Origin of the sequence: Pseudomonas wadenswilerensis, assembly GCF_900497695.1 — a bacterium.
GTDB lineage: Bacteria > Pseudomonadota > Gammaproteobacteria > Pseudomonadales > Pseudomonadaceae > Aquipseudomonas > Aquipseudomonas wadenswilerensis.
Window position 1 is genome coordinate 276,616 of sequence record NZ_UIDD01000001.1, and the last position, 12,984, is coordinate 289,599.

Genomic DNA, 12,984 nt, shown 5'->3' on the forward strand with positions numbered 1-12,984 from the left:
TAATACTGATCCCTATCACTATTTCAACCACTCATCGCATGCAGGAGAAGAAAATGGTTGATGGACTGCTTGACCGCCTCGGTGTTCCCACTACTGCCTACACCCATGGCAACCATCCCGTTCACACCCCTATCGATGGCAGCGCGATTGCCTCGGTGCACCTGGAAAGCAAAGCCCAGGTGACCGCCAAGATCGATCAGGCTGAACAAGCCTTCCAGGCTTGGCGCAACGTTCCGGCCCCGCGTCGCGGTGAGTTGATCCGCCTGTTTGGCGAAGTGCTGCGCAAGCACAAGGCCGAACTCGGTGAACTGGTGTCGATCGAAGCCGGCAAGATCACCCAGGAAGGCCTGGGCGAAGTGCAGGAAATGATCGATATCTGCGACTTCGCCGTCGGTCTGTCGCGTCAGCTGTACGGCCTGACCATCGCCTCCGAGCGCCCGGGCCACCACATGCGTGAAAGCTGGCATCCGCTGGGGGTGGTCGGGGTGATCAGCGCCTTCAACTTCCCGGTCGCGGTCTGGGCCTGGAACACCACCCTGGCGCTGGTGTGCGGCAACGCCGTGGTGTGGAAGCCGTCGGAGAAAACCCCGCTGACCGCGCTGGCCTGCCAGGCGCTGTTCGAAAAAGCCCTGAAAGCCTTTGGCGAAGCGCCAGAAGGCCTGAGCCAGCTGATCATCGGTGATCGCGATGCCGGCGAAGCCCTGGTCGACGACCCGCGCGTGCCGCTGGTCAGCGCCACCGGCAGCACCCGCATGGGCCGTGAAGTCGGCCCGCGTGTGGCCGCGCGTTTCGGTCGCAGCATCCTCGAGCTGGGTGGCAACAACGCGATGATCCTCGCGCCCAGCGCCGACCTCGACCTGGCCGTGCGCGGCATCTTGTTCAGCGCCGTTGGCACTGCGGGCCAGCGTTGCACCACCCTGCGCCGGCTGATCGTTCATCGTTCGATCAAGGACGAAGTGGTGGCCCGGGTCAAAGCCGCGTACGCCAAGGTACGTATCGGTGATCCACGTAAAGACAACCTGGTCGGCCCGCTGATCGACAAGGCTTCGTTCGCAGGCATGCAGGATGCGTTGGCCCGTGCCCGCGATGAAGGCGGCCAGGTGTTTGGTGGTGAGCGGCAGCTTGAGGACCAGTACCCGAATGCCTACTACGTTTCTCCAGCTATTGCCGAGATGCCCGCGCAGAGCGCCGTGGTTCGTCATGAAACTTTCGCACCGATCCTCTACGTGCTGACCTACGACGAATTCGACGAAGCCCTGCGCCTGAACAACGAAGTGCCGCAAGGTCTGTCGTCGTGCATCTTCACCACCGACCTGCGTGAAGCCGAGCGCTTCCAGAGTGCGGCAGGCAGTGACTGCGGGATTGCCAACGTCAACATCGGCACCAGCGGTGCGGAGATTGGCGGGGCGTTTGGCGGTGAGAAGGAAACCGGCGGTGGCCGTGAGTCAGGCTCGGATTCGTGGAAGGCCTACATGCGTCGGCAGACCAATACCGTGAACTATTCCCGCGAGCTGCCGTTGGCGCAGGGGATTGTGTTCGACTGAATACCGAGTCGGCCCCATCGCTGGCAAGCCAGCTCCCACAAGGACCGCTGCTCCCTGTGGGAGCTGGCTTGCCAGCGATAGGGGCACCACCGCACAAGAATAAAAGAGGAAGCCGGCCATGCCAGAACTGCGTCAACAATGCCTCTGGGAACACGTCACCCAGCCCGCTGCGCCATCCCGGGTGCTGAACGCCGAGCTCAAGGCCGATGTGTGCATCATCGGCGGCGGTATCACTGGCCTGTCGGCAGCCATTCACCTGCTCGAACAGGGCAAGACGGTGATCCTGCTCGAAGCCTGGAAAATCGGCCACGGTGGTTCCGGGCGCAACGTCGGCCTGGTCAACGCCGGCACCTGGATTCGTCCGGATGACGTTGAAGCGACCCTTGGCCAGAAGCAAGGCAGCCGCCTGAACAAGATACTGGGTGAGGCGCCGGGCGAAGTGTTCGCCACCATCGAACGCCTGGGTATCGACTGCCAGGCCCACAACACCGGCACCCTGCACATGGCCCACAACGCCACCGGCGTTGCCGACCTCGAAGCCCGTCACCAGCAATGGAGCCGGCGTGGCGCCGATGTCGAGCTGCTGACCGGGGCCAAGTGCGAAGAATATTGCGGTACCGACAAGATTTCCGCCGCGCTGCTCGATCGCCGCGCCGGCACCATCAACCCCATGGGTTATACACAGGGCCTGGCCGCTGCGGTCGAGCGTCTGGGTGGGCAGATCTTCCAGCAGTCCGCCGTGCAAGGCCTGGAGCGTGAAGGCGGCAGCTGGCGGGTGAAGACCGCCAAAGGTTCGGTCAGCGCCGACAAGGTGGTGATCTCTACCGGCGCCTACACCGAAGGCGACTGGACCAACCTGCAACGCCAGTTCTTCCGCGGCTACTACTACCAGGTCGCTTCGGTGCCGCTGCAAGGCGCCGCTGCCGACAACGTGCTCAAGCACGGCCAGGGTTCGTGGGATACGCGCACGGTGCTCAGCAGCATCCGTCGTGATGACCAAGGGCGCCTGTTGCTCGGCAGCCTCGGGCGGGTCGACAACAAGCCGGCCTGGTTCATCCGCAGTTGGGCCGACCGCATCCAGAACCACTACTTCCCGCAACTGGGCAAGGTCGAGTGGGAAATGCACTGGACCGGCTGCATCGACTTCACCCCGGACCACCTGATGCGCCTGTTCGAGCCGGCGCCGGGCATCGTCGCCGTCACTGGCTACAACGGCCGCGGCAACACCACCGGCACGGTGATCGGCAAAGCCTTTGCCCAGTACCTGCTCTGCGACAACCCGGATGCCTTGCCGATTCCGTTCTCGGCAATGAAACCGGTGTCGGCGCCGGCGCTGCGTACCGGCTTCTACGAAACCGGCTTCTCGCTGTATCACGCCGGGCAATGCTTGCGCGTGGTGCTCTGACGGCTACTTGTGCAGCCAGCTGAGAAAACCGCCTTTCTTGATGGCTGCAGGCTTTTGCTCCAGCAGTGACTGGCGGGTTTGCTGGCGGATGCGTTGCAGCTTGAGCAGCGCAGTCTTGACCTCGGTGCGTTGCTCCAGGCAACTGCGCACTTCGTCCTTGTCGATGCGATAGAGAATGCAGCTGGTCAGGGTGCGGAACTCGGCAGTGGAATCATCCGCTTCCAGCAAGCCCTCCACTCCCAATACCTCACCCGGGCCCATGCGCCCGGCTTCGAGCTGCTTGTCGCCATCACGAATGCCGACAGACACCACCCCGGTGCCAATCACCAGCAGGTAATCCGAGCTGTCGCCGACGCCGAGGATCACCTGGTCGGCCAGGTATTCCACGGCGGTCATGCGCTGGCTGAGGTTGTCTTTCTCCTCGTTGCTGAGCGAACGGAAGATCCGCACATCCTCGAGCAGGGCGCGCTGACGGTTCCACATCTGGCCTGGCTGGGTATCGCTGTTCCACACCACGCCGGCCGCTTCCAGGTGGCGGTGGGCGAGGTCGAACATATGGTTGCGCACCTCGGTCTTCTGGCTCATGGAGCTGACAAAGCCGCTGGCCTCGTACTCCACCGACTCCAGGCTCGAACTCTTGATCGTCGCTTTCGGGGCAGGGGTGATCAGTAACGTGCGCGTGCCTTGCAGGGTTTTCTCCAGCGCATCGAGCACCCGTCGCGGGCGCACCTTGGCCGGCACCACGACGGTGATGGAGACGCCGTGCACATCGCTGGGCTGGCTGAAGTTGAGCAGCTTGGCCTTGGCCGCCACCGAGTTGGGAATCACCGCCATGCTGCCGTTGCCGGTAAGCAGGCGGGTGGCGCGCCAGTCGATCTCGATGACCTTGCCTTCGGTGCCGTCGATGCTGATCGAATCGCCGATCTGATAGGGGCGGGTGGTATTCAGCACAATGCCGGAGAACACATCGCTCAGCGTGCTCTGCAGCGCCAGGCCGATCACGATTGCCATGACCCCGGAGGTTGCCAGCAGGCCTTTGACCGGCAGCTGCAGCACATATGCCGCTGCGGCAACAATGGCGACCAGGAAGATCACCGCCCCCAGCACATCCTGCAGCAACCGCCCGGTGTGACCGCTACGGGCCACCAGCACCAGGCCGATCACTACCGTGGCGGTACGCGCCGCAAACAGCCACCAGGCAATCCCCAGCACCGTAGCGAGCAGATTGCGCGGCACATCCTCGACCCAGGGCGCAGGTTGCAGCGGGCTGACCCCGGCGCTGATCAGCACCCAGGTAAACAGCGAAAACGCCAGCAAGCGCGCACCGATGCGCCAAGGGCGGCGATTGGCGGGTATCAGTTGCCAGAGCGTGAGGTCGAGCACGATCAGGGTAATGCCGAGCAACAGCGGGTAACTCTGGACGAATGCGAACATACCGGTCTCGGTGCGGTGGGCTGTTGCCAAGTTAAGAGCAGAATGCGGGCAATTACTACTGGTTGCTGGGGCGATAGTGCAGTGCTTCGGCCAGGTGGTCGCGGCCGATGTTTTCAGCCTGTTCCAGGTCAGCCAGGGTGCGCGCCACCTTGAGCAGGCGGTGGGCGGCTCGTAGCGACAGGGTCAGGCGTTCGCAGGCGCTTTCCAGCCAGGTCTGGTCGGCTGTGGATAACCCGCAATACTGGCGCAGGCCGGGCAGGTCGAGGAAGGCGTTGGCACAGCCCTGGCGCTGTTGCTGGATGTCGCGGGCGGCGGCGACTTGCGCGGCAATGGTGGCGCTGCTTTCGCCGTGGCTGCTGCTGGTGGACAGTGCCGTGGCTTCGCGGGCGACAGTCAGGTGCAGGTCGATGCGGTCGAGCAAGGGGCCGGAGAGTTTGTTGCGGTAGCGCTGGATCTGTTCGCTGCTGCAGCGACAGCGCCCGGTGGGGTCGCCAAGATATCCACAGGGACAGGGGTTCATGGCGGCGACCAGCTGGAAGCGCGCCGGGAAGCGGATTTTGTCCTTGGCCCGGGCGATGACGATCTCGCCGGATTCCAGCGGTTCGCGCAGCACTTCCAGTACGCGCCGCTCGAACTCCGGCAGCTCATCGAGGAACAGCACGCCGTGATGGGCCAGGGTTATCTCTCCTGGCTGCGGTCGGCTGCCACCGCCGACCAGCGCAGCACCTGAGGCCGAATGGTGCGGATGACGAAACGGACGCTGCGGCCAGCTGCTCAGCGGTACATGGCTGGCCACCGACTGGATCGCTGCCACCTCCAGTGCCTCGCGCTCATCCAGCGGCGGCAACAGGCCGGGCAGGCGGCTGGCGAGCAGGGTCTTGCCGGTGCCGGGTGGGCCGCTGAACAGCAGGTTGTGTGCGCCTGCGGCCGCGACCAGTAGCGCGCGCTTGGCGGCTTGCTGGCCTTGCACTTCGTTGAGGTCGGGGTAGGGGCGGATCTGCAGCAACAGGCCGTTGGCTGCGTAGGGATTGAGCGGGGTGTGGCCGTTGAAGTGGGCGACCAGCTCCAGCAGGTGACTGACTGCAAACACCACCAGCCCCGATGCCAGACAGGCTTCTTCGGCATTTTCCTGCGGCACGACCAGGGCCCGACCGGCTGCTCGTGCAGCCAAGGCTGCGGGCAGAACACCTTGCACCGAGCGGATCGCCCCGGACAGCGCCAGTTCGCCCAGGCATTCCACCTCGCCAAGCGCTGCAATCGGGAACTGGCCGTTGGCGGCGAGAATCCCCAGGGCGATGGCCAGGTCGAAGCGCCCGCCATCCTTGGGCAGGTCGGCTGGCGCGAGGTTGAGGGTGATGCGCCGGGCGGGGAATTCCAGGCCGGAATTGAGGATCGCGCTGCGCACCCGATCCTTGCTTTCCTTCACGGTCGCTTCCGGCAGGCCAACCAGGGTCAGCGCCGGCAAACCATTGGCCAGATGCGCTTCAACACTGACCGCCGGGGCCGAAACACCAACCTGGGCACGGCTGTGGACAAGGGCGAGGGACATGAACGCTCCATGATCTAGACGAGGCCGCGTCCTGCGGCTCTGCAAGCGTAGTGGGGTGGAGCGGATCGGGGCGGGGAAGAGTGAGTCAGGTTTTTACAGGACCATTTGTGCGAGCGCTGCGCACTCGATCGCCGGCAAGCCAGCTCCCACAGGTTCAGCACTGTTCTCAGGCTTGGCGCTCACCTTGTGTAGGAGCGGGCTTGACCCGCGATGAGGTCAGCTCAGCCAGCCACGCCGAGCGTTATGTGCGAGGCCTTGGCCACTACCGCGTCGCTCAGGCGCGCACGTAAACCCAGGCCGTCAGGCCAGAGGCCAGGGTCACCGCAACCCGCTTGTAGTCGGACACTTCATAGGCATCCGCCGCCGCAAGCTCGGCCTCGCTGATCTGGAAGACCATGCCGGCCACGCTGTCGTTTGCATTGTTGCTGGGGGTGACGATCGGGTGGTGGGTCTTGCCGCTGGTGGCCAGGACTTGCGGGTCGGTAATTTCCACCCATGTCTGGCTGTAACCGAGCATCTGGTCAGTCTGGCCGACCAGTTCGCGGCCGAAGTTGGCCAGTTGCACGGCTTTGTCCTGCAAGGTGCCGTAGGAGAACAACAGCACCGGGTACTCAGTAGAAGGCGTCATCGCAAGCTCACTCGGCAGCGGGCGGGTTCTGGCGTGCTTCCATCTCCGCGACCTTGGCTTCGAGCGCTTCAAGGCGGGCGCGGGTGCGGGCCAGGACGACCATCTGGCTGTCGAATTCTTCCCGGCTGACCAGTTCCAGTTTGCTGAACCCACTTTGCAGCAGGGCCTTGAACTGGCTTTCGATTTCGCTGCGGGGCTGCGAGGAGTCGCCACTGAACAGGCGCGAGGCCTGGTCGCTCAGGGCATCAAGAAAGGCTTTGGGCGCGAGCATGTTCGGCTGTCCACAGTATGCAATGGGGCGCCAGTGTAACACGCACCTTTAGCGCCCCAATGCTGCACGCTTTTCGCGCATGGCGGCGAAACGCCGCGCACCGTTGTTGTGCATCAAAACGGTGCTGGCGACTGGCCAAGTCGGGCCGAGTAACGTAAGTCCCTGTAATCCGGGGGTTTAACCAATCTGGCAAGCTTTCTGCTAAGACCTTCATGACCCATGCATTGATGCAGTCACCATGACGACGCGTTACAAAGCCAGGCACTGCGCTTAGACTTGAGTCGGGTTTGTTTTCCTGGGGCAAGTCCACCAATTCGGGAGAGAGTTTCATGAAGCTAGTCACTGCCATCATCAAGCCGTTCAAGTTGGACGACGTGCGCGAGTCGCTGTCCGAAATCGGCGTGCAGGGCATCACTGTCACTGAAGTCAAAGGTTTCGGCCGGCAGAAAGGTCACACCGAGCTGTATCGCGGCGCTGAATATGTGGTCGATTTCCTGCCCAAGGTGAAGATCGACGTCGCCATCGACGACAAGGATTTGGACCGGGTCATCGAGGCGATCACCAAGGCGGCCAACACCGGCAAGATCGGTGACGGCAAGATTTTCGTGGTCAATCTGGAGCAGGCGATTCGCATCCGTACCGGCGAAACCGATACCGACGCGATCTAACAAAAAAGCCTCACCAAACCCCAACGCCCCAGGAGATAACAATATGACTCTGCGTCAGTTCGCAGGGCTAGGAGCCCTTTTGTCCCTCGTAATGCCCGGCCTGGCCCTGGCAGAGGAGGCAGCCCCCGTGCTCAACTCCGGCGACACCGCCTGGATGTTGACCGCCACAGCCCTGGTGCTGTTCATGACCATCCCTGGTCTGGCCCTGTTCTACGGCGGCATGGTGCGTTCCAAGAACGTGCTGTCGGTGATGATGCAGTGCTTTGCGATCACCGGCCTGATCAGCGTCCTGTGGGTGGTTTACGGCTATAGCCTGGCGTTCGATACCACCGGTATGGAGCAAGGTGTAGTCAACTTCAATTCCTTCGTTGGCGGTCTGTCCAAGGCGTTCCTCGCCGGCGTGACCCCGGCGAGCCTGACCTCTTCGGCGGCGCTGTTCCCTGAAGCGGTATTCATCACCTTCCAGATGACCTTCGCGATCATCACCCCGGCGCTGATCGTCGGTGCCTTTGCCGAGCGTATGAAGTTCTCGGCGATGCTGATCTTCATGGCCATCTGGTTCACCCTGGTCTACGCGCCGATCGCCCACATGGTCTGGAGCGGCAACGGCGGCCTGATGTGGGACTGGGGCGTGCTCGACTTCGCCGGCGGCACCGTGGTGCACATCAACGCCGGTATCGCCGGCCTGGTGGCCTGCCTGGTGCTGGGCAAGCGCAAGGGCTTCCCGACCACGCCGATGGCGCCGCACAACCTCGGTTACACGCTGATGGGCGCGGCCATGCTGTGGATTGGCTGGTTCGGCTTCAACGCAGGCTCTGCCGCTGCGGCCAACGGCACCGCCGGCATGGCCATGCTGGTGACCCAGATCGCCACCGCCGCAGCGGCCCTGGGCTGGATGTTCGCCGAGTGGCTGACCCACGGTAAGCCAAGCGCACTGGGCATCGCCTCGGGGGTGGTAGCAGGTCTTGTGGCCATCACCCCGGCTGCCGGCACCGTCGGGCCGATGGGCGCCCTGGTGATCGGCCTGGTGGCAGGCGTGATCTGCTACTTCTGCGCCACCAGCCTCAAGCGCAAGCTCGGCTATGACGACTCCCTGGATGCCTTCGGCGTGCACGGCATCGGCGGTATCGTCGGTGCGATCCTCACCGGCGTGTTCGCAGCCCCGGCCCTGGGTGGCTTCGGCACCGTTGAAGACATCGGCGCACAAGTCTGGATTCAGGCCAAGGGTGTCGGCTTTACCGTGATCTACACCGCGATCGTCACGTACGTGATCCTCAAGGTGCTGGATCTGGTCATGGGCCTGCGGGTCAACGAAGAAGAAGAGTCGGTCGGTCTCGACCTGGCGCAACACAACGAGCGCGGCTACAACCTGTAACGGCCTCGAAAAAAACTTGCCCGGCTTGCCGGGCATTTTTTTGCCCGTAAATTGTCCGTTCGTTCAAGCGCAAACGGTTTCTACCCGAGCTTTGATGGCTGCGTGTGATGTGGGCAGAAAACTTACAGCGCTCAGTGAAATTTAGGCACTTTGCTTTTTCTCTGAGCACGCTAGAATGCGCGCCGAAGGGTGCTGACGAGCTGTCCGCAAACTTCCATACCCTTTGCTAGGCTTGCCAATAAGCGAGTCGATCACGCCAGGGTATGTCGGCGCATTAACGCCGCCCGCTCTTTATTTGTACAGGCCTCGCCCGTGACGTGGGGTTTGCCCGGTTCTCGCCATTCGTTGTGGCGCAACCACGGCCTGCGGCCAGTCCGCGGACCTTGAATTTTTTCTGGCAGCTGTCGATTTTCGACGTTGCTGGTCTATAACTAATCTGCTTTTCGCAAGTCATGAGGTAGAACATGAGCGACGACGATCTGGAAACTGACGACCTCGAAGTAGGCGACGAAGACGAAGGTGATGAAGGCCTCGAAGCGGCAGCTGATGATGTGGCTGACGACAGCGGCGACGACAGCCCGGCACCTGTAGCCAAGGGCAAGAAGTCGGCGGCGGTCTCGGTCGACGAGATGCCGAGCATGGAAGCCAAGCAGAAGGAGCGTGATGCTCTGGCCAAGGCCATGGAAGAGTTTCTCTCCCGTGGTGGCAAGGTGCAGGAAGTGGAGGCCAACGTGGTCGCCGATCCGCCCAAGAAGCCGGACAACAAGTACGGTAGCCGCCCTATCTGAGTGGCCCCGTCAGCAAAAAAGCCCGCCGTCGCTGCGGGCTTTTTTGTGTCTGTAATGGTTGGATCGCCGAAATGTAGTAGCGGGCTTGCCCCGCGATGCGATGTGCGCTGACAGTCCGCAATCGCGGGTCAAGCCCGCTCCCACAGATTTAGCGCCAGCTGTTGAGCAGTTCAGGCAGCTGCGACAGGCGCTGGATCTCCGCGTCAGGGCGGTTCTCAGCCTCCCAGGTCTTACCCTGGGGGTTGAACCAGATCGCCCGCAGGCCGGCACGCTGGGCTCCGGCAATGTCATCGCCGGGGTGATCGCCGATATGCACCGCCGCATGCGCTTCGACCTCACCCTGACGCAGGGCTTCGAGGAAGGGCTGCGGATCGGGTTTGCCAACGCCTAAGTCTTCGGCGCACAGGGCAAACTTGAAGTAGTCGGCCAGGCCCAGGCGGCGTACATCGGCGTTGCCGTTGGTAACCACGCCCAGGGTATAGCTGTGCCGGAGGATCTCCAGTACCGGCTGCACTTCGGGAAAAATGTCAATCTGGTGGCGGGCGCGGAGGAACACCTCGAAGCCTTCGTTGGCCAGCTCACGGGCCTTGTTCTCGCTGTAGCCGACCTCTTCCAGGGCATGGAACAGCACGCGCCGGCGCAGGGCGCTGATGCGGTGCTTGAGCCCGGGCTCCGCCTGTACCAGATGCTCGCGGATGGCGTACAGGTGCTCCACCGGGACCGCGCCCAGGGTTGGCGCATTGGCCGCCAGCCAGTCGCGCAGGATGGCCTCGGCGCTGACAATCACCGGCGCGGTGTCCCACAGGGTGTCGTCGAGGTCGAAGGTGATCAGCTTGATGCTCATGAGTCACTGCCCTTACTGCGTTTGGCCCGGGGATGGGCGCTGTCATAGACGGCGGCCAGGTGCTGGAAGTCCAGGTGAGTGTAGATCTGCGTGGTGGCGATGTCGGCGTGGCCAAGCATCTCTTGCACGGCGCGCAGGTCCTGGGACGATTCCAGCAGGTGGCTGGCGAAGGAGTGCCGCAACATGTGCGGGTGCAGGTTCTGGCCCAGCTCGCGGGCACCAGCGGCCTGCACGCGCAGCTGAATGGCCCGTGGGCCGAGCCGTCGGCCTTGCTGGCTGACGAATACGGCGCCGTCCTGCGGGCCACTGCCAGCGCGCAGGGGCAGCCATTGTTCCAGCGCCTCGCGGGCCTTGCGGCCGACCGGCAGCACGCGGGTCTTGCTGCCCTTGCCGTGCACCTGCACCAGGCCGCCCGGCAGGTCGAGCTGCTCCAGGTTGAGGCTGGTCAGCTCCGACAGGCGCAGGCCGGAGGAGTAGAACAGCTCGAGCATGGCCTGGTCGCGGCGGGCGAGAAATTCATCCTCGACTGCGCCTTCCAGCAGTTGCAGGGCGCGGTCGGTGTCGAGGGTCTTGGGCAGGCGCCGCTCGCCCTTGGGTGCCGACAGGCCGTTGGCCGGATCGTGGCTGCAGTGGCCTTCGCGGTTGAGGTAGCGGTAGAAGCCACGCACTGCCGAGAGCAGGCGGGCGAGGCTGCGTGAAGACTGGCCCTGATGGTGCTGGCGGGCGATCAGTTGGCGCAGATGCTGGATTTGCAGGGCGTTCCAGCTGTCGATGCCGCCCTTGGTGCAGAACGCCAGGACACTTTCGAGGTCGCGTCGGTAGGCCAGCTGGGTGTGTTCGGACACCTGGCGCTCGTTGCGCAAGTGCGCGCAGAAGGCCTCCAGCTGGCGTTCCACTAGCGCACCGGACGCAGGGTCTGGGTATGGCGCGGGACGACCCGGCCCAGCACTTCGGCGATGTAGCTGAGGAACAGGGTGCCGACCGTGCTCTTGTAATGCTGCGGATCGCGGCTACCGATCGCCAGTACGCCGTGCAGGCCCTGATGGTTGAGGGTGGCGACGGCGCTGGAGCCGACTTCCTTGCGCTGCTCTTCGCCGAACAGAAAGTCCAGCTCGTGATCACGCAGGTTGCCGCTGACCGTCTTGCCGGCGCACAGCAGGCCGCCAATGGCTTGCTGGGCGTCTGTGCTGTTGACCCAGCGGCCGACCGGCGCTGCGGTTTCGCCGAACAGAATCAGGCTGACAAAGGGCACCTTGAACTCCTGGCGCAGGCTGTCTTCGACGGCCATGACCACGCTTTCGAGGCTGTCGGCATCGAGCAGGTCGAGGATCAGCCGGCGGGTCTTGTCGAACAGCCGGTCGTTGTCGCGGGCCACGTCCATCAGTTGCGAAAGGCGGTGGCGCATTTCGATGTTGCGGTCGCGCAGCAGCTTGAGCTGGCGCTCGACCAGCGACACGGTGTCACCACGCTGATGGGGGATGTGCAGCTCGCTGAGCAACTCGTCGTGCTCGGCGAAGAACGTCGGGTTGTCGCGCAGGTAGGCAACCACGGCCTCAGCCCCGAGGTTGGGCGTCGAGCCCTCGGCGCTAAGGTCGGTGGGCTGTTCGGCGGGAGCCTGGGGCTGATCGGTCATGGCTGGTACTCACTCATAGACGAACCTGTCCTTCAAACACGCGTACGGCGGGGCCGGTCATCAGCACCGGTTTGCCCGGGCCTGCCCATTCGATGGACAGGCGCCCACCCGGCAGGTCGATCAACAGCGGTGAATCCATCCAGCCCTGGCTGATCGCCGCCACAGCAGCGGCGCAGGCGCCAGTACCACAGGCCTGGGTTTCGCCAGCGCCACGTTCCCACACCCGCAGTTGCGCGCGGTGGCGGTCGATGACCTGGATGAAACCGACATTGACCCGCTGCGGGAAGCGCGGGTGATGCTCGATCTGCGCGCCCAGCTCGTGCACCGGTGCGGCGTTGATGTCGTCGACGCGCAGCACCGCATGGGGGTTGCCCATCGACACGGCGGCCAGTTCGACAGTGCGTCCGGCGACCTCCAGCGGGTAGCTCAGGGCCTGGGCCGGCGCGTCGAACGGGATCTCGGCCGGCACCAGCCGCGGTGGGCCCATGTCGACGCTGATCTGCCCGTCGTTGCGCACGTCCAGCTCAATGATGCCGCCCTTGGTTTCGACGCGGATGCGTTTTTTAGCGGTCAGGCGCTTGTCCAGCACGAAGCGTGCAAAGCAGCGCGCACCGTTGCCGCACTGTTCGACTTCAGAGCCGTCGGCGTTGAAGATCCGGTAGCGGAAATCCACTTCCGGGTTGCTTGGCGCCTCGACGATCAGCAGTTGGTCGAAGCCGATGCCGGTGTGGCGGTCGCCCCATTGCTTGGCGTGCTTGGGCAGAATGTGCGCATGCTGGCTGACCAGGTCGAGGACCATGAAGTCGTTGCCCAGCCCATGCATCTTGGTAAAACGCAGCAGCATG

13 protein-coding genes are annotated in these 12,984 nt (G+C 63.7%); 5 read left to right on the top strand and 8 right to left on the bottom strand.

Features of this window, described 5'->3' with window-relative positions:
* Positions 1–53: 53 nt before the first annotated feature.
* Both amaB and amaA read left to right on the top strand, forming a co-directional pair.
* On the top strand, positions 54–1,544 hold the full coding sequence (gene amaB / locus CCOS864_RS01350; RefSeq protein WP_115084709.1) for an L-piperidine-6-carboxylate dehydrogenase: 1,491 nt from the start codon (positions 54–56) through the stop codon (positions 1,542–1,544).
* 118 nt (positions 1,545–1,662) lie between these two features.
* Complete coding sequence (amaA, locus tag CCOS864_RS01355; protein WP_115084710.1) at positions 1,663–2,949, top strand: L-pipecolate oxidase; 1,287 nt, start codon at positions 1,663–1,665, stop codon at positions 2,947–2,949.
* Between the two features lie 3 nt (positions 2,950–2,952).
* Here the strand turns inward: amaA and CCOS864_RS01360 are convergent, their stop codons facing one another.
* The 4 genes from CCOS864_RS01360 to CCOS864_RS01375 form a co-directional block, all read right to left on the bottom strand.
* The gene (locus CCOS864_RS01360; RefSeq protein ID WP_115084712.1) at positions 2,953–4,383 is read right to left on the bottom strand and encodes a mechanosensitive ion channel family protein; all 1,431 of its coding nucleotides are present in this window, start codon (positions 4,381–4,383) and stop codon (positions 2,953–2,955) included.
* A gap of 55 nt (positions 4,384–4,438) precedes the next feature.
* Positions 4,439–5,932 carry a YifB family Mg chelatase-like AAA ATPase gene (locus CCOS864_RS01365; RefSeq protein WP_115084714.1) on the bottom strand — a complete coding sequence of 498 codons (1,494 nt, stop codon included), beginning with the start codon at positions 5,930–5,932 and terminating at the stop codon, positions 4,439–4,441.
* 274 nt (positions 5,933–6,206) lie between these two features.
* Positions 6,207–6,560 carry a gamma-glutamylcyclotransferase family protein gene (locus tag CCOS864_RS01370; protein ID WP_115084715.1) on the bottom strand — a complete coding sequence of 118 codons (354 nt, stop codon included), beginning with the start codon at positions 6,558–6,560 and terminating at the stop codon, positions 6,207–6,209.
* A gap of 7 nt (positions 6,561–6,567) precedes the next feature.
* Positions 6,568–6,831, bottom strand: coding sequence for an accessory factor UbiK family protein (locus CCOS864_RS01375; RefSeq protein ID WP_115084717.1), 264 nt, complete (start codon positions 6,829–6,831; stop codon positions 6,568–6,570).
* 329 nt (positions 6,832–7,160) lie between these two features.
* On the opposite strand from CCOS864_RS01375, the gene glnK reads away from it, so the two are divergent.
* The 3 genes from glnK to sutA all read left to right on the top strand — a co-directional run bounded on the left by glnK (position 7,161) and on the right by sutA (position 9,662).
* The gene (gene glnK, locus CCOS864_RS01380; protein ID WP_002555808.1) at positions 7,161–7,499 is read left to right on the top strand and encodes a P-II family nitrogen regulator; all 339 of its coding nucleotides are present in this window, start codon (positions 7,161–7,163) and stop codon (positions 7,497–7,499) included.
* Positions 7,500–7,542: 43 nt separating this feature from the next.
* Positions 7,543–8,874 carry an ammonium transporter gene (locus tag CCOS864_RS01385; protein ID WP_010221118.1) on the top strand — a complete coding sequence of 444 codons (1,332 nt, stop codon included), beginning with the start codon at positions 7,543–7,545 and terminating at the stop codon, positions 8,872–8,874.
* Between the two features lie 464 nt (positions 8,875–9,338).
* Positions 9,339–9,662 (top strand): transcriptional regulator SutA, encoded by a 324-nt coding sequence (gene sutA, locus CCOS864_RS01390; RefSeq protein ID WP_115084719.1) that lies wholly within the window; start codon positions 9,339–9,341, stop codon positions 9,660–9,662.
* A gap of 148 nt (positions 9,663–9,810) precedes the next feature.
* On the opposite strand, the gene CCOS864_RS01395 is transcribed toward sutA, so the two are convergent.
* Genes CCOS864_RS01395 through dapF form a run of 4 tightly spaced genes read right to left on the bottom strand, consistent with a single transcriptional unit; the run spans position 9,811 to position 12,983 of the window.
* Positions 9,811–10,506, bottom strand: coding sequence for an HAD family hydrolase (locus tag CCOS864_RS01395; protein WP_115084720.1), 696 nt, complete (start codon positions 10,504–10,506; stop codon positions 9,811–9,813).
* Positions 10,503–11,402: a tyrosine recombinase XerC gene (xerC, locus tag CCOS864_RS01400; protein ID WP_115084722.1), complete on the bottom strand. Its 900-nt coding sequence runs from the start codon at positions 11,400–11,402 to the stop codon at positions 10,503–10,505. The genes CCOS864_RS01395 and xerC overlap by 4 nt, the downstream gene beginning before the upstream one ends.
* Entirely contained in the window at positions 11,402–12,139 is a 738-nt protein-coding gene (locus tag CCOS864_RS01405; RefSeq protein WP_115084724.1) for a DUF484 family protein, read from the bottom strand. The genes xerC and CCOS864_RS01405 overlap by 1 nt, the downstream gene beginning before the upstream one ends.
* A 13-nt stretch (positions 12,140–12,152) precedes the next feature.
* Positions 12,153–12,983 carry a diaminopimelate epimerase gene (gene dapF, locus CCOS864_RS01410; RefSeq protein ID WP_045200978.1) on the bottom strand — a complete coding sequence of 277 codons (831 nt, stop codon included), beginning with the start codon at positions 12,981–12,983 and terminating at the stop codon, positions 12,153–12,155.
* Between the last annotated feature and the right edge of the window lies 1 nt (position 12,984).